This is a genomic window from Chryseobacterium populi (genome assembly GCF_000282115.1).
Taxonomy (GTDB): Bacteria; Bacteroidota; Bacteroidia; order Flavobacteriales; family Weeksellaceae; genus Chryseobacterium; species Chryseobacterium populi.
This window is the reverse complement of sequence record NZ_AKJY01000046.1, coordinates 1-19,458: the sequence shown is the minus strand read 5'-3', so window position 1 is coordinate 19,458 and position 19,458 is coordinate 1. Positions and strand designations below refer to the sequence as shown.

16 protein-coding genes are annotated in these 19,458 nt (G+C 37.7%); 7 read left to right on the top strand and 9 right to left on the bottom strand.

The features are described 5' to 3' along the window. Positions 1–1,887 (top strand): monovalent cation:proton antiporter-2 (CPA2) family protein, encoded by a 1,887-nt coding sequence (locus PMI13_RS12505; protein WP_007844205.1) that lies wholly within the window; start codon positions 1–3, stop codon positions 1,885–1,887. 2 nt (positions 1,888–1,889) lie between these two features. Here the strand turns inward: PMI13_RS12505 and PMI13_RS12500 are convergent, their stop codons facing one another. Continuing rightward, positions 1,890–2,729, bottom strand: coding sequence for a head GIN domain-containing protein (locus tag PMI13_RS12500; protein ID WP_007844204.1), 840 nt, complete (start codon positions 2,727–2,729; stop codon positions 1,890–1,892). A gap of 59 nt (positions 2,730–2,788) precedes the next feature. Between PMI13_RS12500 and PMI13_RS12495 the strand changes: the two genes are divergently transcribed. Continuing rightward, a complete protein-coding gene (locus PMI13_RS12495) occupies positions 2,789–4,930 on the top strand; it encodes a M3 family metallopeptidase (protein WP_007844203.1) in 2,142 nt (713 codons plus the stop codon). Between the two features lie 373 nt (positions 4,931–5,303). After that, a complete protein-coding gene (locus tag PMI13_RS12490; RefSeq protein WP_007844202.1) occupies positions 5,304–5,681 on the top strand; it encodes a YchJ family protein in 378 nt (125 codons plus the stop codon). A 48-nt stretch (positions 5,682–5,729) separates the two neighbouring features. Here PMI13_RS12490 and PMI13_RS12485 read toward each other — a convergent pair whose 3' ends face one another. From PMI13_RS12485 to PMI13_RS12470, 4 genes are all read right to left on the bottom strand, one after another. Then, on the bottom strand, positions 5,730–6,230 hold the full coding sequence (locus PMI13_RS12485) for an FKBP-type peptidyl-prolyl cis-trans isomerase (protein WP_007844201.1): 501 nt from the start codon (positions 6,228–6,230) through the stop codon (positions 5,730–5,732). Positions 6,231–6,337: 107 nt separating this feature from the next. Next, positions 6,338–6,595 carry a VF530 family protein gene (locus tag PMI13_RS12480; RefSeq protein WP_007844198.1) on the bottom strand — a complete coding sequence of 86 codons (258 nt, stop codon included), beginning with the start codon at positions 6,593–6,595 and terminating at the stop codon, positions 6,338–6,340. 153 nt (positions 6,596–6,748) lie between these two features. Beyond that, a complete protein-coding gene (locus tag PMI13_RS12475) occupies positions 6,749–7,774 on the bottom strand; it encodes an LLM class flavin-dependent oxidoreductase (RefSeq protein ID WP_007844197.1) in 1,026 nt (341 codons plus the stop codon). Positions 7,775–7,934: 160 nt separating this feature from the next. Further along, the gene (locus PMI13_RS12470; protein WP_034670453.1) at positions 7,935–10,073 is read right to left on the bottom strand and encodes a S9 family peptidase; all 2,139 of its coding nucleotides are present in this window, start codon (positions 10,071–10,073) and stop codon (positions 7,935–7,937) included. Between the two features lie 251 nt (positions 10,074–10,324). On the opposite strand from PMI13_RS12470, the gene PMI13_RS12465 reads away from it, so the two are divergent. Together PMI13_RS12465 and ygiD are read left to right on the top strand one after the other, a co-directional pair. Further along, positions 10,325–10,837 (top strand): YceI family protein, encoded by a 513-nt coding sequence (locus PMI13_RS12465; protein WP_007844195.1) that lies wholly within the window; start codon positions 10,325–10,327, stop codon positions 10,835–10,837. 77 nt (positions 10,838–10,914) lie between these two features. Next, positions 10,915–11,742 carry a 4,5-DOPA-extradiol-dioxygenase gene (ygiD, locus tag PMI13_RS12460; protein WP_007844194.1) on the top strand — a complete coding sequence of 276 codons (828 nt, stop codon included), beginning with the start codon at positions 10,915–10,917 and terminating at the stop codon, positions 11,740–11,742. 305 nt (positions 11,743–12,047) lie between these two features. Here ygiD and PMI13_RS12455 read toward each other — a convergent pair whose 3' ends face one another. From PMI13_RS12455 to hutH, 3 genes are all read right to left on the bottom strand, one after another. Beyond that, entirely contained in the window at positions 12,048–13,565 is a 1,518-nt protein-coding gene (locus tag PMI13_RS12455) for a S8 family peptidase (RefSeq protein ID WP_007844192.1), read from the bottom strand. Between the two features lie 155 nt (positions 13,566–13,720). Beyond that, a complete protein-coding gene (locus tag PMI13_RS12450; protein ID WP_007844191.1) occupies positions 13,721–14,173 on the bottom strand; it encodes a GNAT family N-acetyltransferase in 453 nt (150 codons plus the stop codon). Positions 14,174–14,312: 139 nt separating this feature from the next. After that, complete coding sequence (gene hutH / locus PMI13_RS12445; RefSeq protein ID WP_007844189.1) at positions 14,313–15,800, bottom strand: histidine ammonia-lyase; 1,488 nt, start codon at positions 15,798–15,800, stop codon at positions 14,313–14,315. Between the two features lie 124 nt (positions 15,801–15,924). Between hutH and PMI13_RS12440 the strand changes: the two genes are divergently transcribed. Together PMI13_RS12440 and uvrC are read left to right on the top strand one after the other, a co-directional pair. Continuing rightward, positions 15,925–16,689 (top strand): hypothetical protein, encoded by a 765-nt coding sequence (locus PMI13_RS12440; protein WP_007844187.1) that lies wholly within the window; start codon positions 15,925–15,927, stop codon positions 16,687–16,689. A gap of 87 nt (positions 16,690–16,776) precedes the next feature. Next, positions 16,777–18,567, top strand: coding sequence for an excinuclease ABC subunit UvrC (gene uvrC, locus PMI13_RS12435; protein ID WP_007844185.1), 1,791 nt, complete (start codon positions 16,777–16,779; stop codon positions 18,565–18,567). On the opposite strand, the gene PMI13_RS12430 is transcribed toward uvrC, so the two are convergent. After that, positions 18,557–19,396 (bottom strand): GLPGLI family protein, encoded by an 840-nt coding sequence (locus PMI13_RS12430; protein ID WP_051957077.1) that lies wholly within the window; start codon positions 19,394–19,396, stop codon positions 18,557–18,559. The two genes, uvrC and PMI13_RS12430, sit on opposite strands and share 11 nt — an antisense overlap. Positions 19,397–19,458: the final 62 nt, after the last annotated feature.

Here is a 19,458-nt window from a genome sequence, read left to right as displayed (position 1 = left end):
ATGGAATCATCTTTAGCAATGAACACACTGATTTTCCTGGGCGTGGCCATTATTATGGTTCCGTTGGCAAGGAAATTCGGGTTAAGTTCCGTTATCGGATATATTGCCGGAGGAATTATTATCGGTCCGTATGTTTTAAAACTTACCGGAAAAAATGTTAATGATATCATGCATGCCAGCGAATTTGGGGTCATCATGCTTTTATTTTTAGTGGGCCTCGAACTGGAGCCCCGGAAATTCTGGGAAATGCGAAAAAAAATTGTAGGGCTCGGACTAACGCAGATGCTGCTTACCATATCATTGTTATTTCTGGCCTTTATCAGTGTCGGATGGAGAATTGATAAGGCTTTTGCCATAGCCATGTGTTTTGCCCTCTCTTCCACTGCAATCGTTTTGCAGACCCTCCAGGAAAAGAACAACCTGAAAACAACCGCCGGAGAAGCTTCATTTTCTACTCTTTTGTTCCAGGATATTGCAGTGATCCCGATTCTCGCAATCTTACCTGTAATTGCCAATTATAAAGCCAGGCATCAGGATAATGAAATACAGATATTAATTCAGAAACTTCCGCAATGGCTGCAGGCCGGAACTGTAATTTTCGGAGTGGTTGTTCTTATTTTGCTCGGCAGGTATGTTTTTGTTCCTTTTTTAAGATATGTATCAAAATCAGGAATGACAGAATTGCTGACTGCTTCTTCTCTATTCCTGGTCATTGGTGTTTCTGAGCTGATGGTTGCAATCGGACTATCTCCCGCTTTGGGAGCATTTCTCGCCGGAGTCATGCTTGCCAACAGTGAATTCCGTCACGAGCTGGAAGCACAGATTGATCCTTTTAAAGGCTTGCTGCTTGCCGTTTTCTTTGTAAGTGTCGGCTCCACCATGAATTTTAATATTATTCAGCAGGACCCGCTTTTTATTTTCAGTACCGTGCTTGCCGTTTTACTGGTCAAGTTTTTTGTTTTATACGCGATCGGGAAATTTTTCAAAATTGATACTCCTCAAAGCCTGTTTTATGCTTTCGCACTTTCGCAGGTTGGAGAATTTGCTTTTGTATTATTTAATTACGCTTCAGACCTTTACCTTTTAAGTCCTGAACTGAATGCCCAGATGATGGCTGTGACCGCAATTACCATGTGTATCACTCCGTTCCTGCTTATTATTAATGATAAACTTATTACCCCTAAATTCATTAAGGAAGTCCCGGAAGGCGAGCATGATTTTAATATCCTCGACAGCGATGTGAGCCAGAAAAAGATCATTATTGTAGGGTTTGGGCACTTCGGGAGTACTGTCGGGCGTCTGTTGAAAGCCAATAAAATTTCGGCCACCGTTTTGGACAGGGATTCCGACAGGGTTAAATTATTAAGAAGCTATGGTTTTAAGGTCTATTATGGTGATGCTACAAGAATTCCCATTTTAAGAGCTGCCGGCATTGAAGATGCTGAGATACTGGTACTTTGTCTTGATGATTCCGATGACAACAAATTTATTGCAGATCTTGTACGTGAGCATTATCCTAGCGTGAAAATCTTCGTACGGGCAAAAAACAGGATCGACGCTTATAATTATCTTAACAACGGCATTGATAATATTTACCGTGAAACCCTAGGAACTGCCGTGGATATGGCCGTTGATGTACTTCATGAAACCGGAATGAGGAAATATGCAGCAAGACGGCTTGGGCAGAGATTTATGGCGATTGATAAAGCTTCTATCAGGAAACTGGCCAAAATCAAGGAAGATGAAGATGAACTTCTTCTGTTTACTACAAAAGAAATCCTCCAGCGTGAGGAGGAATTATTGGCTTATGACAATCTCAATTTTGATAATAAAGATTGGGAAGGCTCCTCATCCGCAGATGAAGAAGATGAGGATACCGACCATTGATTTTATTGGATGCTTACGCTACCACCACTGCTTTCCTGCTTATTTACACTGATATTTCCTTTTTTGTAAACGTTAATACTTCCACCGGAAGAAGCCTGTGCATCTACTTTTGCAATGGCACTGATCTGTACACTTGCTCCACTTGAAGCCTCAGCATTTACATTCTCTGCCAATACATCTTTAGCTGAAATACTGCTTGCTGAAGAAGAAGTAATATCTGCATTTTTAGCTTTACCGGAAACATCAATACTTGCTGCTGAAGAAGCATCAATATCCAGATCAACCGCCCATACTTTTCCATTAAAGCTGCTGCTGCTGTCTGCAGAAATATCTAAATTATTGGCTTCAATATCCCCGGAAATACTTGCTGCACTGGAAATTTCCACGTCTGTTCTTTCCTGTGTGAATTTATCTTTTACCGTAATTTTTGCAGCAGAATTGGCAATAAGCTTAGTAAAATCTTTAGTGTAAATTTTGGCGCTTACATGGCCATTATTCATTACTCTGATTCCTGATTTGTAATGAATATGCAATTTTCCGCCGTAGTTATCCACCAAAATATCATCGATAATATTTTCAGGAGCTGAAATAACAACCCTTTCTGTTTCGGATTTTATAATTTCAGCATCAATAGCCTGGGAAATTTCTATTTCGTCAAAGTTACCTTTAAACTCCTTTTCCCTTACCGGGCCGTGGTCTTTATTCGTTACCTTTTCTACCCAACCACTATTTTCGCTGTTGTCGTTGTTCCTATTGTTTCCGCTATTTCTTCTGTCGTGTCTCTCGTTGCATGAAGACAATACTGCCACTGCTGAAAGAATAAAAAGACTTGTTGGTTTCATGTTTATTTATTTTTATAATTTAAGTTTTAATATCTTTATACTTTAATAACAACTAATTTATGAAAAATATTACATCGGTATTATTAATTTCTGCATTAGCACTTAATCAATCCTGTACTACAATGAAAAAAACCGATACAAACACGGAAGCTCCTTCACCTGATGCTTCCCTCTCATCAAATCCTTTCATGAAAAAAAGCAAGCTTCAATATGAAGCTCCGGAGTTTGATAAAATTAAAAATGAACACTTCAAACCGGCTTTTGATTTCGGCTTAAAACAACATGATGCTGAAATCTTAAAAATCGCTGATAATCCCGAAGCTCCTACTTTCGAAAATACAATCGTTGCACTTGAAAAAAGTGGTGAAATTCTGAAAAGAGCCACCATTGTATTTTCAAATTTAACAAGTGCCAACACCAATCCTACTTTACAGGCACTGGATGAAGAGTATGCTCCGATTTTCGCAGCTCATTCTGATAAAATGTACCTTAACGAAAATCTTTATAAAAGAATTAAATCCATTACTGAAAAAGGTCTGGATTCTGAAAGCAAAAGGTTATTACAGTTTTACAAGCAAAACTTTGAAATTGCAGGGGCTAACCTGTCTGCAGCTGATAAAGAAAAATTAAAGCAGATTAACCAGGAGCTGGCTTCACTTTCTACGCAGTATTCAAACAAATTATTGGAAGCGAGAAAACAGGGTGGCGTTTTCTTTACCGATGCAAAAGAATTAGACGGGCTTTCTGCCGATGAGATCGAAGCGGCTGCTACAGACGCTAAAAATGCCGGAAAAGCGGGACAATATCTTTTAGCTTTACAAAATACAACACAACAGCCTTTACTGCAAAACCTTAAAAACAGGGCAACCAGAGAAAAACTATTCAAAGCTTCATGGCTTAGAGCTGAAAAAGGCGATGGAAATGATACAAGAGAAACGATTGAAAAACTGGCAAAATTAAGGCTTAAAAAAGCCCAGGTTCTGGGTAAGAGAAGCTTTGCTGAATGGAAGCTGCAGGATCAGATGGCAAAAAAACCTGAAGCTGCAACCCAATTAATGAATCAGATTGCAACGCCAGCTGTAGAAACAGCAAGACAGGAAGCAAAAGATATCCAGGATCTGATTGACCAGCAGAAAGGAGGTTTCAAAGTAGAACCATGGGACTGGAATTTCTTTGCGGAACAGGTAAGAAAAGCTAAATTTGATTTGGATGAAAACCAGATCAAACCGTATTTTGAAGTAACAACCGTTCTGGAAAAAGGTGTTTTCTATGCTGCTGAAAAATTCTACGGGATCACTTTTAAAAAGAGAACCGATCTGCCAACGTATCATCCGGATGTAGTGGCATATGAAGTTTTTGATCATGATGGAAAATCTATTGCTATTTATTATCTTGATTTTTATACAAGGGATTCTAAAAACGGTGGTGCATGGATGAGTAATTTTGTAGAACAGTCTTATTTATTAGGAACAAAACCGGTTATTGTCAACTGTTTCAACTATCAGAAACCAGCTCCGGGAAAACCTTCTTTAATCAGCTATGATGATGTTTCTACTATGTTCCACGAATTCGGGCATTCTATCCACGGAATGTTTGCAAGCCAGAAATACCCTTCTCTTTCCGGAACCAACGTTCCGAGAGATTTTGTGGAATTCCCTTCTCAAATCAATGAGCACTGGGCTTTAGATCCGGTAATTCTGAAAAATTATGCGCTTCATTATGAAACGAAACAACCTATTCCACAAGCTTTAGTAGATAAAATTAAAAAAGCGGGAACTTTTAATCAGGGATATATGACAACTGAATTGGTTTCTGCTGCAGAGCTTGATATGGACTGGCATACAGTGACCAATGAAAGTCAGCTGGTTCCTGTTTTAGAATTCGAAAAACAATCTTTGGCAAAACATGGCTTTACCCTGGCAACAGTTCCACCGAGATATCATACTCCTTATTTTGCCCATATCTGGGGTGGCGGATATTCTGCAGGATACTATGCTTATTTATGGTCAGAAACGTTGGATAATGACGCTTGGGAATGGATCTCAAAGAATGGCGGATTGACAAGAGAAAACGGAGATCGTTTCAGAAAATATATTCTGTCTGTAGGAAATTCTGTAGATCTGAGCCAGGCGTTCAGAGACTTTACGGGGCACGATCCGGATATTAAGCCTTTATTAAGAAACAGAGGTTTTATTAAGTAAACCATACAGGAAAGCATTCGACTGAATGCTTTCTTTTTTTGACTTCAACACAATGTCATTAAGGGAGTTCACAAATAACCCGATTGTTTAAACATTTAAATTTTGTTAATCGCAAAGGCGCAGAGTTTTCTAAGGAATATATTAATAAGGCTCAAGAAAATCAAAAATTTTCAGCAAACATTAACTTTATCAATTTATTGAAGACAAAGCCCCGCATCTTAAAAATGTAATGCATCAACTCATAACCTGCGTCTTTGCGGCCAACAAATAATATCTTGATTTTCCTCTTGTTTGACCTTTAATATAAAAACTTCAGCTTAAACAAAAACTTTTCAAAAACTTTTACGACTTTTGTGGTTTAAAAATTCAAGAAATGAACTGCCCCTGCTGCTCCGGAAAACCTTATGAAGAATGCTGTAAACCTTATCACACAGGGGAAAAACATGCACCGACAGCTGAAGCTTTAATGCGCTCACGGTTTTCTGCATTTGCCATCCCAAACGGGGACTATTTAATGGAAACCACGCACCCCGGAAAGCGGAAACTTCATCATAAAAAAGACCTTCAGGAGTGGGGAGAAATCAATCAATGGACAAAACTGGAAATTATCAGGATTCCGGCTTTGAACCAGGTTGAATTTAAAGCGTATTATACCGATCAGGATGGAAATCCTCTAATTCACCATGAATTTTCCATATTCCAGAAAATGCATGAGAGATGGTACTATGTTTCAGGGGAATTTTTAGATTAAAATTTATTTCATAAAAAAACGTCTGAAAAATCAGACGTTTATGTTTTTTTAATGAGCATCAGTTCCGTCAATTCCGTGAGCATGACCATGTGCCAATTCCTCTTCTGTCGCAGGGCGTGTATTTAAAATTTCCACCTGGAAATCTAAAACTTTCCCTGCCATTGGATGGCTAAGATCTGCCACCACAGCGTCAGACGTTATTTCTACCACAAATGCCTGAAAGTTATTCCCCTGATTATCAGTTAAAGGCAAAATAGCACCTACAGGCGGGAGCCCTGATTCTTTAAACATATCAACCGGCAATTGCACAATAGAATCCGGGTGTTTTTCACCATAAGCTTCTTCAGGCTGGATGGTAAAAGCTGCTTTATCACCAGCTTTTAAGCCTAAGATATTTTGTTCAAACTTTGGTATCATCATTCCCACACCATATAAAAATGTAAGTGGATTTTCGGCTGTTGTTTCTTCTACAAGAATCTTACTTCCATCTTCTTCGATTGTGTGAAGGATGTAACTTACTGCTACAACATGATTGCTTTCAATTGTCATATTATTTTCTTTTTTTCGCGATGTTCTTCACGATTAATGGCACAAATATACTATTTTGAAATGATTGGCAGAGCGGAATATATTAATTAGAGGAACTGAAATAAATTCTATACTCCATTTCCGCGCCTTGTTTCGTTTCGTTTTATTTCTCTCTGTACAAAAAGATACAAACTCTCCACTTTGGTTCTTGCCCAGGGTGTTTTCCGCAAGAACTTCAGAGAGGAACTGATGCTGGGATTATCTGTAAAACATTTGATATTGATCTGTTCTCCCAGCTTCTCAAAGCCCTGATAATATTCTACTAATTCTTCAAGAATAGCATCAAGCCTTTTTCCGTGTAAAGGGTCTTTGGATGGTTGTTGCATAATTTTGTAAAAGTAAGAATAAAGAAGTAATAATTTAAACTCCTCTTTTCATTTGTTCAGGGCAGGACTTTCATCCCGCCCCTTTATTAAGTCGCCACTTCGTGGCTCCTCTTATATAAAAACTCCTCTGAAAAATTTCAAAAGAGCTTAATTTTACAATGTTTGAATGGTTGGTTTCACTTTTTCACCGAACAGTTCAATTGATTTCATCATAATATCATGAGAAGGATCTCCGACATCCATATGACCGATAAATCTTGTAATCCCGAAAATTTCCTTCATATATGCAATTTTCTCAGTCACTTCCTGTGGGTTCCCGATAAATAATGCTCCGTCTTTACCTCTTCCGCCTTCATATTGCATTTTGGTGTAAGGAGCCCAGCCTCTGGAAGCCCCGATTCTGTCCATCTGTGATTTATAATTGTGGAAATATCCGTCAATCACTTCAGGATTATCACTTACAAAAGTATGGGAATGAATTGCGATCTGCATTTCAGACATGTCATGTCCCGCTTTCTGATATTCCTGTTTGTAGAATTCTATTAAATTTTTAAACTGAACGGGCATTCCACCAATAATGGCAACCACTAAAGGCATTCCCAGCTTTGCCGCACTTAAAACGGATTGCGGAGTTCCCCCAACGGCTCTCCAAATGGCCAGTTTCCCACCATTTTTTGCTCTCGGATAGACGGTCTGATTCTGCATTGGTGCCCGAAGCTGTCCTGACCAGGAAACATTTTCTTCTGAATTTATTTTCAGTAATAATTCTAATTTTTCATCAAAAAGCTGCTCGTAGTCATTCAAAGAATATCCGTATAGCGGAAATGATTCAATGAAGCTTCCGCGGCCTACAAATATTTCAGCTCTTCCGTCTGAAATAAGATCCAGTGTTGAAAAGTCTTCGTATACTTTTACAGGCTCTGAAGAACTTAAAACGGTAACTCCACTTGCCAGTTTTATATTTTTTGTAATACTCGCAGCTGCGGCCAATACCATTTCCGGAGATGAAACTGCATAATCCGGGCGGTGATGCTCTCCCATTGCAAAAACATCAATTCCCACCTCATCCATCAGTTTTACCTGTTCAAGAATTTCACGGATCTTAACTCCCGCATCTTTATATTTTCCGGTTACCTGATCGAAAGCCAGATCACCGAACATTCCAATTCCTAATTCCATATTATTGATTTTATATGAAACAAAATTAGGACAATCATTTATCAAAAGCATTGATGAATGATAAGAACGGATCTCGTAAAAACGCCAATCCCTGTTCCTTACAATTCACACCATATGCTGTTTTCAGAACGGGGAATGGTATGTAGCTATTTTATGAAGATTATTTCTTCAGATTCTGGTCAAAGTAATCGGTGATTTTCTGCATCAGGTGTACCCTGTCTTTACCGATTACATTGTGCGGATGCCCCGGATAAACAAAATAGTCTAACTGAACTCCGTTATCTACTGCGGATTTAATGAATTTTACTGAATGCTGCCAAACTACCACATCATCCTGTGCTCCATGGATCATTAATAATTTTCCTTTTAAATTCTGTACTTTATCCAATAAATTGGCAGTGGCATAACCCTGCGGATTTTCCTGAGGGGTATCCATATATCTTTCCCCGTACATAATTTCGTACATTTTCCAGTCGATTACAGGACCTCCTGCAACACCTACTTTAAATACTTCAGGATGACGAAGCATGAAACTTGTTGTCATAAACCCACCAAAGCTCCATCCGTGAATACCCATTTTTTCCGCATCTACATAGGGAAGGGATTTTAAATAATCCACTCCTTTCATCTGGTCGTTCATCTCGGTTGTTCCCAGGTTTCTGAAAACAGCCTGTTCGAATTTCATTCCACGGTTGGAAGAACCTCTTCCGTCCATTGTAAAAATAATATATCCGTTTTGGGTCATATACTCATACCAAAGGTTTCCGGAAGCAGGGAAAGTATTGGTGACCAATTGCAGGTGCGGACCATTATATAAGTAAACAATAACCGGATATTTTTTGTCTGGATCAAAATTCGTCGGAAGGATGATCTTCCCATATAATGGAGTTCCGTCATCGGCTTTCAGGTTTACATTTTTAATTTCGGGCCGCTGATAATTTTTTAACGGATTTTCAGCGGTCAGGATATTGTCATCTTTTAATGTATTGGTGTTGATGATATTCGCTACTCTTGGTGTATTGGCATTACTGTACATATCATACACATAATTCCCGTCATTGCTCAGAATTCCCGAGTGCATACCTTCAGCATCGTCCAGTCGCTGCATCTTGAAATTTGTCCAGTTGATTTTATATAAATGTCTTTCCAAAGGAGTTTCTTTGGTCGAAGCGAAATAAATTTCTTTTTTCTTTTCGTTGAATCCCAGAATATCAGTCACCAGCCAGTCTCCTTTTGTAATCTGGGAAATTAATCCTTTTTCAAGATTGTAATGGAACAGATGGTTGTATCCTGTTCTCTGGCTCTGCCAGATAAAATCAGTCGTAGAATTCGGGAAAAACACCAAGGGATGCTGAGGTTCTACATATTTACTATCTGTTTCTTCAAATAAAGTTTTCACAAGATTTCCTGTTGCTGCATCATACTGATTCATTTTTAAATGATTCTGTCCTCTGTTTAAAACACCTACAAAAATATATTTGGAATCCGGGCTCCAGGTAACCGCCGTCAAATACTGATCTTTTTCACCTTCAGTTTTTAAGAAAACCGTTGATTGGTTTTTAATATTATAGACACCCAAAGTAACTTCATGAGAGGTCTGTCCAGCCATCGGATATTTGATATTGTGATTTACAGCAGGTGTTACAGACCAGTCAATTACCGGATAATTGGCAACCATCGTCTGATCCATTCTGTAGAAAGCTACATTTTCAGAATCCGGAGAAGGGAAGATCCCGGTATCTATTCCGAACTCATTTCTATGAACGGCTTGTCCGTTGATGATATTTTCATCTGAATCATTCGTTACTGCTACAGATTTCCCGTCTTTACTGATGTATAAATTATTTTTTACCGTATAGGCTAAAGTCTGGTTGTCACCGAAAACTTTTATATTAGAGCTGTTTTCTTCCAATGCAGCTGAATTCTTTATTCTCCAATCGTTCCCGGATTTTTCTACCCAGAACAGATGATCATTCGCATTAAAATAAGCTTGAGAGCTGCTGATGAATTTCATCTGTGGGAAGACGTCCAATTTTTTATCAGAAATATGCTTGTTCAGCTGGCTTAAAGAAATTAAAGTATCCTGCTTATTGGTTTTCAGATCTGTGATCATATAGCCTCCTTTTACTCCCTGGATATAAGATTTACCATCTGCAGACCATGAAAACTGAGTAATATTTTTTACTGCTAAATTGGTTCTTAAGCCATTTACAGCCTCCGCCATCGTAAATTTTTGGGTCTGGGCAAAAACAGATCCACCCAAAACTACCATCAATAAAGATAATTTATGTAATTTCATTGTATAAAATTGAATCCATCAAAAATAAGAAATAAAACCCAATCGTTAATAAATGTTAAAATAAAAACACTCATACAATGATATTGTGTATTTTCTTAACTTAATATCAGATTTTGATTGACAGTTTACAGTTGAAGACACATGTAACTGACATCCAATATTTAGTCTCATTTCTTATCCTAAATCAATGATTCATACCTATGTCTTGCCCTAAATTTGCATCATTAATAACAAACAAAATACAAAATACAATGGCAACAAAATGGAATTTAGACCCGGCACATAGTGAAATTACTTTTAAAGTAAAACACATGATGATTTCTAACATTAAAGGAAATTTTACTAACTTCAATGCAGAAATCGAAGCTGATGATGATACTTTTGCTAATGCTAGAACTACAGCTACCATTCAGACTGATTCTATCTCCACTCATAATACCGACAGAGATAATCATTTAAAGTCTGCTGAATTTTTCAATGCTGAACAAAATCCTACGATTACCTTCGAATCTGTTGCATTAAACGGAACAGTGACCGGAAATCTTACGATCAACGGAATTACAAAGCCTGTAACTCTTGATGTAGATTTTAACGGAATCAATGTTGACCCATGGGGAAATACTAAAGCAGGTTTCTCTTTTGAAGGAAAAATCAACAGAAAAGATTTCGGGTTGAACTGGAATGCCGCTCTTGAAGCAGGTGGTGTAATGGTAAGTGATGATGTAAAATTAGGCGGAGAATTACAGTTTGTAAAACAAGCATAGTTTTCATTTAAACATATCGGAGGGTTCAGGGATTTTTCTAAAAACCTTGAACCTTTTTCTTTTTTAATCATTACATTATGAACCTCAACGATCTACAAAATATCAGTAACCATTTTCAAAATACCCAAAGAATGCCTGTCCTGTTTCTGGGACATGGTTCGCCGATGAATGCTATTGAAGAAAATCAATTTGTACAGGGATTCAGAAAAGCAGCTACAGAAATTCCAAAACCGAATGCTATTCTGTGCATCTCCGCTCACTGGTATACACAGGGAACTTTTGTTACTGCAATGGATATGCCGAGAACCATCCATGATTTCGGAGGATTTCCAAAAGCATTATTTGACGTGCAGTATCCTGCTCCCGGAAGCCCTGAGCTTGCCAGGGAAACGGCAGAACTTTTGGTGCCGGTACCGGTGGAAGAAGACCACAACTGGGGTTTGGATCATGGAGCATGGTCAGTAATCAAACATATGTATCCTGATGCTGATATCCCTGTGATTCAATTGAGTATTGACTATACAAAGCCTCCGCAATATCATTATGAATTAGCTGCAAAATTAAATAAGCTCCGTGAAAAAGGTATTTTAATTATCGGAAGCGGAAATATTGTGCATAATTTAAGATTGATCGACTGGAGAAATATCAACACAGTTGGTGCCGGATGGGACTGGGCCATTGAAGCCCGTGAGAAAACAAACAACTGGCTCGTTGACGGCAATTTCCAGCCTATTATTGATTATCAGAAACAGGGAACATTCTTACAGTATGCCGTTCCGACTCCGGATCATTATCTGCCTTTACTCTATACCTTAGGATTAAAAGATAAATCTGAAAGTCTTAGTCTGTTTAATGATGAGCTCATAGCCGGATCTTTAAGTATGACCAGCGTAAGGATAGGTTAAACCCAATCTTGTTTTTCAAAAAGGTCATTACAAAACTTTTATAACCGATATTTCCAGGGTGCTGAATATAACATTGAAAATAATTTTAACTAAAATAAACAGTATTGAAAAGGTAAAATCATTTCATATCCCTTTTGAATTTTCTAAAGACGGTAATATCTCAAACCCGGACCTGCTCATCAATGAAGGGGGATTTCACAAAAAATAAAATTAAGAATATGCTTCCCCTGGATTATCAGTTGGGAGACTGATGAGATTTCCTCTTTAAGCTATTACCGTCTTTTAAATAATTTTTTGATATTTTTCTATTGAACAGCATTTAAGACATTAATATTTCCATATCCGTAATTGGCATCAGGATTTGGGTAATAACTGGCCGACTGTCTCATTTTATTGAGTACCTGGTCTCTTGTCCATGAAGGATTTTTAGACCATACTAAAGCTGCAATCCCTGCTGTAGATGCAGTAGCTACAGAAGAGCCGCCTACATATTTGGTTTGTCCGTTATAATAACTCAGGACCGGAACTGAGTTTCCTGAAGCTTTTTCCATCTGGTAGGTAAAATCTATTTCACCTCCCGAATGGCAGACATCACATTTCTGGTTTGAAGTACCTTCTTTCACTCCTGTTATAGCCTGTGTTTCAGGCATCCATGCAGGAAAAATAACACCTGCAAAATTGGTAAAGCTTGTAGAGGTTCCACCTGCGCAGAAAATCAATTTTCCTTTAGAATAAGCATACCGTACACCATCTTCAATTTTTCCTACTGAAAAAATGTGGCCCATCGACATGGAAATAATTTTCACAGCAGTATTGTTAGCAAGCTCGGTAAAAGCTATTTTCACTCCGTTTTGTTCATGATAGCCATCCAATACAACATTTGTAGCAGCACGGTATGCAATCAGATTGGCATTATAGGCAACTCCAACCGGCAATCCCTGATTATTCCTTGGTGCTGCCATAGTAGAAGCCATGCTTGTTCCGTGTCCACATTGATCGTTTGGTCCGTCGAAACCCGTACTCCACGGCCATACAGAATCTACATGCACTCCGACTTTACTAATCGTTCTTCCTGATGAAGCCCCATTATTAAAACTGCTTCCCAATAAAGTCTGTTCCGGCGAAACTCCAGTATCGATCAAGCCGATGGTAATTCCGGCTCCGGTACTGTAGTTCCAGGCATTGGTAATATTATGTTTATAGAAAGACCATGGAGCTTTTGCATTAGGTGATACGGTAGTATAATCTGCAGAGCTTAAAGCTTCAGAATCAAATCCGCATCCTGAAGAGCCACTGCTGCTTGATTTAGCTGCTCCTCCGGTATTTAAAGCCCCTTCATTTTTGAAATACTGATAATCTGCAGGCTCCAGATAGCGTAATGTTTTCAGACGGCGCAAGGCAACGATTGTTTCCTGTTTTTCAATATTCACATCAATCTGGTTGAGATATTGGTCTGCACCCAATAAAATCCTTCCTTTTTCCTTGCCTTCATATTGTTGGATAATGGAAAGAATTTCATTCTGGATTTTCCCGTTATCCGGAGAGAGGCTGCGGTCAAAATCTTTTTCTGATGTTCCGAAACCGATAGAAGCTACTTTATTTCCCCGGAAAATAGCACTCCAGAGAAAATGATCCGTCGATTGGCTCCATTTAAAAGATCCTCTGGTTTTGATAGACTGATTGATTCCGGCATTGATTTCCCTGACTGTTAAAGGATCTCTCTGATTCACTTCGATGTCTGCTGCTTCGTTTTGAATACCTTCCCTGTTACACGAAATGACAGCAAAAAACAGGAGTAAAAAGTAAAATACATTTTTTCTCATAATATTATAATTTTGATTTGGTATTACAATTATAACACTTTAACGTGAAACAGAATCCGAAAAAAATGAATTTAGTATTATAAGAATATTAATTTACTTCACTGAATATGAGCACTTACAGTTTTATATCGAAAAAAAGGCAATACCTTTTAAAATCAAAATTGTATTAACTTTTCAAAACAAACACTGTTTTCTATCCCAATATATTGACCATAATTAGGCGTTTTTCTGTAACCCTGTTTTTCATACAATGCAATTGCTTCCGGCTGTTTAATGCCTGTTTCCAAAATACATCTTTTATAGCCTTGTTCTTTAGCCCAGATTTCTAATTCACTTAAACTCTTTGAAGCTAATCCTTTTCCCCTGCTTTCAGGATCAGTGTACATTCTTTTAATTTCCACAGTATCTTCAGAAAACGGTTTGAAGGCTCCACAGGCCACAGCCTTATTTTCCTGATATACCACTACACAGTTTTTAAGCAGATCTATCCCGTTGAACTGATGGTAAAAAGCATGGTCCTCCCCGTCACGAACGGCTAAATCTGCATCAAGAAGTTTTACAAGATCCTGAAAATCCCTATCTGTAGAGTCTACTCTTTTTATAATCATTCCTATTTTTTATAGTAAATATAAGGGAATATTTAAAAATTGAAGGGCACTTAATGATTTAAAATTGAAATAATACAGGTACCTTTTAACAAAAAAACTTCCTAAAAAAGGAAGCTTTTTAAATTATTTATATGTGAGATTAATTCACAATAAATTGTCTTTCATTAATCAGTTCTGCGATAGCCAGCATATCTTTTCCTATCAACCGGTCATCTTCGAGCTTGGTTACTTTAGAGCGGAGAATGGCAAAATTCTCTTCGATTATTTTTGAACATTTTGCAGGTCTCCTGAACTCCAGTCCCTGTGCAGCAAACATCAGTTCCACAGCTAAAATATTCACTAAATTTCCAAGAACCTGGTTGAATTTCCTTCCCGAAATACTTCCCATAGAAACATGATCTTCCTGCCCTAAACTTGTCGGAATTGAATCCGCAGAAGCCGGGAAGCATAATGTTTTGTTTTCCGTCACCAAGGCTGCAGACGTATATTGCGGAATCATAAATCCTGAATTCAGTCCTGAGCTTTCCGTCAGTAATCTTGGAAGTCCGTATTTACCTTCTAACAGCAGATAGCTTCTTCTGTCTGAAATGTTTCCCAGCTCTGCCGCCGCCAGTGTTGCATAATCTAACGGTAAAGCCATTAACTGCCCGTGAAAATTTCCTCCGGAGATAGATTCTTCGGCGCTTAAAACTATAGGATTATCTGTCACAGAATTCAATTCCGTTTCAGCCATTGCCTTAAGATGCTCAAAAGCATTTCTGCTCGCTCCGTGAACCTGCGGAACACATCTCATGGAATAAGGATCCTGTACTCTTTCACAGTCTTCATGGGCTTTCATGTTTTCGGAATTTTTCAGGAACTTCAGCATTCTTGCTGCTACTTTTTTGCTCCCTTCAAACGGTCTGATCTCATGAAGCTCTTTTTTGAACGGGCTTTGAGAGCCTCTGTATGCTTCAAGACTCATCGCGGCAGTCATATCTGCCAGATCTAATAAATATTCAAATTTTTCCAGCCCTTTGATCGCATGGGCCAGGATAAACTGGGTCCCGTTAATTAATCCCAAACCTTCCTTAGGGCCTAAAGCTAATGGTTCAAGATCATGTTTCTGCAATACTTCCGGCGTTTCTGAAACCTGATCTCCTTCCCAAACCTGTCCCAGTCCTAAAAGGGGCAGTACCAGATGAGCCAGCGGGGCAAGATCACCGGATGCTCCCACAGAGCCCTGCTCAGGAACTACAGGAATAATATCTTTCTCAAGCATCAGGATCATTCTCTCAATAACTTCCAGGGAAACCCCTGAGAATCCTTTTGATAAGGCATGAACTTTAGCAATCATCATGATTTTTGAAAGCTGCTTATCAATTGGTTTTCCTACCCCTACTGCATGAGAGATAATCAAGTTATATTGCAACTGAGCCGTTTCATCAGCAGAGATCTTAGTATCACAAAGCGGACCGAAACCTGTATTAATACCATATACACATTGATCTGACTCTACAATTTTCTGAACATTTTTCTGGGATTTTAAAATCTGATCTTTTGCCGCTTTATTAAGCTTAGCTTTATTTGTTTTTTTACAGATCTCCAAAACATCATGGAAGCTGAAAACATCTACACCGTATATCATTCTAAAAATTTTCTTAAAATTACACATTTAACCATAATTGCAAAAACTAATTTTTATACCCAATTAATTTTATCAGCAAGCATTTTATTTTATTATTTTTACGCCCGATAAAAAATAACAACCCATGAAATTCAAAACTTTACTTCTTACATTATGCTTTGTAAGTACGGCATCTTTTGCCCAGGACAAAGTAAAATACCCTAAAGAACAAATCAAAAAAATGGAAATGTATCTCTTCAATGAAGGGTTCAATACTCCGTCTCCAAAAAAAACATCTACCGTGATCCTAAAAGATGGAACTTCCCAGAAAGGTTTCTGTAATAGGATTGAAACTAAAAAAGGGCAGATCTATGAAGTTTCTATCAAAGACAGCATCTCGAAGAAAAATATGGTTTTCAATGCAGATGAGATCAGTGAAATGTATGTATACCCGAGCAATGCGGAAAAAATTGCAAAAGTGGCAAAATATATGGGGAATATCAGAAATTTCGGAACAAAAAGCCTGAATAAGAACACGACAAACGGACGTATTCATTTCGTAAACCAGACTGTTTCCCTGAAGAACAAGAAAGATGACAAAGAGTTTTTAATGCAGCTGATCAACCCTGAATTCAGTGAAATTATTTCTGTCTACCATGATCCGAGAGCTAAAGAAACAACTGGATTTTCAGTAATGGGATCACCTCAGCTTGGTGGTGGCATTATTAAATCTTATTACGTAAAAAAAGGCGATAAAGTGATGTGGCTTCACAAAGATGACTTTGAAGACAATTATGATTTTCTTTTCGGGGACAATGCAGAGTTTATGAAAAAGTATCCCAAAAAATCTGCAGAATGGGATTATTTCAGCTTTCTGATCCAGCAATACACCGAAATGAGCAACGGATAAAATACATCAGATAGACGATAAAGCTGTAGAAAATTCTACGGCTTTTTTATTCTTTTAAATCACAGAAGGATTCCGTAATTTTGTTTTATGAATCCTTCTTTAGAATTACAGCTCAAAACTTTACCTTCAGAACCTGGCGTCTATCGTTACTATGATAAAAACGAACAGTTGCTGTATGTGGGAAAGGCTAAAAACCTGAAGAAAAGGGTTCTTTCCTATTTTAATAAAAACCTGTCGGGATACAGGATCAAAATAATGGTCGGGAAAATCCAGCGGTTGGAAACCACCATTGTAAACAGCGAATATGACGCCCTGTTACTGGAAAACAACCTGATCAAAGAGCATCAGCCTTTTTATAATGTGATGCTTAAGGATGATAAAACCTACCCATGGATCTGCATTAAAAATGAGGATTTCCCAAGAATCTTCCTGACCAGAAACAAGATCAAAGACGGCTCAGAATATTACGGACCTTATGCAAAGGTACGTCCTGCCAAGATCTTGTTAGATACAATTAAACATATCTATAAACTCAGAACCTGTAATCTTAATTTATCTCCCCAGAAAATTGCTGAGGGAAAATATAAAGTCTGTCTGGAATATCATATTAAAAACTGCGAAGGGCCTTGTGAAGACCTCGAAAGTAAGGAAGAATATGATGAAAAAATAGATGCCATCCGCGGAATCATCAAAGGAGATTTCCGGAAAGCCAAAGATTATCTGGTTGCCCAGATGATGAAACATGCTTCCAACCTTCAGTTTGAAAATGCACAGATCATCAAGGAAAGACTGGATCTCCTGGAGGATTATCAGACTAAAAATACAGTAGTGAACCCGAATATTGATGATGTGGATGTTTTCGGAATGACAAGCGATGAAACCGCAGCTTATATAAATTTCTTTAAAATAAGAAATGGAAATATCATCCAGAGCTTTACTACGGAAATCAAAAAGATCCTTGAAGAAACAGATGAGGATATTATGGAAGAAGCTTTGATCGAAATCCGCCGGAAATTCGGTTCCGACTCAAAAGAAGTGCTGCTTCCTTTCCACTTATCTGTGGAAATTCCAAATGTAAAGCTGATTGTTCCTAAAGTCGGGGATAAAAAACGGATTGTTGAGCTTTCCGAAAAAAATGCAAAAGAATACCGTCTGGAAAAATTAAAACAGGTACAGATTGTTGACCCGGAGAGACATACCACCCGGATTATGGCAGAGATGCAGAAACTTCTGAGAATGCCTGTAGAACCGAGACATATTGAAGGTTTCGACAATTCGAATATCCAGGGCACCAATCCGGTTTCCGCCTGTGTGGTTTTTAAAAACGGAAAGCCAAGCAAAGCAGATTACAGGATTTTCCATCCCAAAACCGTAGAAGGGCCTAACGATTTTGCTACCATGGAAGAAGTCATTTACAGACGCTATAAAAGAATGTTGGACGAAGAAGAAAGTCTTCCGCAGCTCATCCTGATCGATGGTGGAAAAGGACAGCTGTCTTCTGCTGTGAAAAGCTTAAAGCTATTAGACCTGTACGGAAAAATTACTATCGTGGGAATTGCAAAAAGGCTGGAAGAGATCTTCTTCCCTGAAGATCCTATCCCGTTATATCTTGATAAAAAATCAGAGACCCTTAAAATCCTGCAGCAGGTACGGGATGAAGCGCACCGTTTCGGGGTAAGGCATCATAGAACGAGAAGAAAAAATTCTACGATCAAAACCGAGCTGGAAGAAATTCCTGGTGTTGGTGAAAAAACAATTGAACTGCTTTTATCAAAACTGAAATCTGTAAAAAGGATCAAAGAATCTAATCTGGAAACTTTGGAAGAAATTTTAGGAAAAACCAAAGCAAAGGTGATCTGGGAATATTTTAATGATTAATAAATATTTGAAACTTTTTTTTTAATAAGTCTAATTCAATAACATTATTATCAGCATTTAGCCTTTTTTTAAAAGCAGCTTCACTTCTTCGTAGAGCTTGTTCTCCACTGATAAAATTACCATTTTCATCAGTTTGATCAGGCATCCTTCCTCTTAAATTTTTTACAGGATCATTTCTGTATTCAGTATATAGTTTTTTATATTCTATTTCATTAACCTTAATAATTTTATCATTATCCCGTTGGGGATATATCATTTCATTTTCACTTAATGAAAATATTCCTTTAATAATAAAATTATGGCTTTTTGTTGAATCCTGCATTTTTAAAATCAATCCTGGTAATCCATGAAATTTATATGGACCGTCTTGAATCGGTATATCTTTCGAAAACCAAGCAACCCATTTTCTACCAGCAAAATCCAATTCTGCCTTTTGTACAGAATATCCCAGCACTTTATCGGTTTCATTAGATATTCTCCATTCTTGCCTTCTTCTATCTGAAATTTCATAAAGATGTGAACCAGTAATTAAATTTATTTCATTAGAAGTAATATTTTTTTTTATTCTATAATCGACAAATTCTCTATTTGGAGGCATGCTAAACAAACCTTTTTTAGCATCGGCAATAATAGTTGAATCTATTTGAAATTTCTGATAACCATAAAACTCAGATTTGTTATCAATTATATCCAAAAACATAATCTCCTTTGAAATATTTTTGGACTTTATAGAATCCGGAATAAACTCATATTCGTAAATAAATCTTTTTACTTGTCCATTGGAAATGCAAAAACAAAAATATAAAAAGATGCATATTATTTTTTTCATATTGTCAAAAAAAGAGGCTGTCTCAAAAGTGAGACAGTCTTTTTTTTATGCTCAAAAAGAAA

Coding starts and splice junctions, on each gene's coding strand:
- PMI13_RS12505 (WP_007844205.1), top strand. CDS start 1: ATGGAATCATCTTTAGCAATGAACACACTGATTTTCCTGGGCGTGGCC.
- PMI13_RS12500 (WP_007844204.1), bottom strand. CDS start 2,729: ATGAAACCAACAAGTCTTTTTATTCTTTCAGCAGTGGCAGTATTGTCT.
- PMI13_RS12495 (WP_007844203.1), top strand. CDS start 2,789: ATGAAAAATATTACATCGGTATTATTAATTTCTGCATTAGCACTTAAT.
- PMI13_RS12490 (WP_007844202.1), top strand. CDS start 5,304: ATGAACTGCCCCTGCTGCTCCGGAAAACCTTATGAAGAATGCTGTAAA.
- PMI13_RS12485 (WP_007844201.1), bottom strand. CDS start 6,230: ATGACAATTGAAAGCAATCATGTTGTAGCAGTAAGTTACATCCTTCAC.
- PMI13_RS12480 (WP_007844198.1), bottom strand. CDS start 6,595: ATGCAACAACCATCCAAAGACCCTTTACACGGAAAAAGGCTTGATGCT.
- PMI13_RS12475 (WP_007844197.1), bottom strand. CDS start 7,774: ATGGAATTAGGAATTGGAATGTTCGGTGATCTGGCTTTCGATCAGGTA.
- PMI13_RS12470 (WP_034670453.1), bottom strand. CDS start 10,073: ATGAAATTACATAAATTATCTTTATTGATGGTAGTTTTGGGTGGATCT.
- PMI13_RS12465 (WP_007844195.1), top strand. CDS start 10,325: ATGGCAACAAAATGGAATTTAGACCCGGCACATAGTGAAATTACTTTT.
- ygiD (WP_007844194.1), top strand. CDS start 10,915: ATGAACCTCAACGATCTACAAAATATCAGTAACCATTTTCAAAATACC.
- PMI13_RS12455 (WP_007844192.1), bottom strand. CDS start 13,565: ATGAGAAAAAATGTATTTTACTTTTTACTCCTGTTTTTTGCTGTCATT.
- PMI13_RS12450 (WP_007844191.1), bottom strand. CDS start 14,173: ATGATTATAAAAAGAGTAGACTCTACAGATAGGGATTTTCAGGATCTT.
- hutH (WP_007844189.1), bottom strand. CDS start 15,800: ATGATATACGGTGTAGATGTTTTCAGCTTCCATGATGTTTTGGAGATC.
- PMI13_RS12440 (WP_007844187.1), top strand. CDS start 15,925: ATGAAATTCAAAACTTTACTTCTTACATTATGCTTTGTAAGTACGGCA.
- uvrC (WP_007844185.1), top strand. CDS start 16,777: ATGAATCCTTCTTTAGAATTACAGCTCAAAACTTTACCTTCAGAACCT.
- PMI13_RS12430 (WP_051957077.1), bottom strand. CDS start 19,396: ATGAAAAAAATAATATGCATCTTTTTATATTTTTGTTTTTGCATTTCC.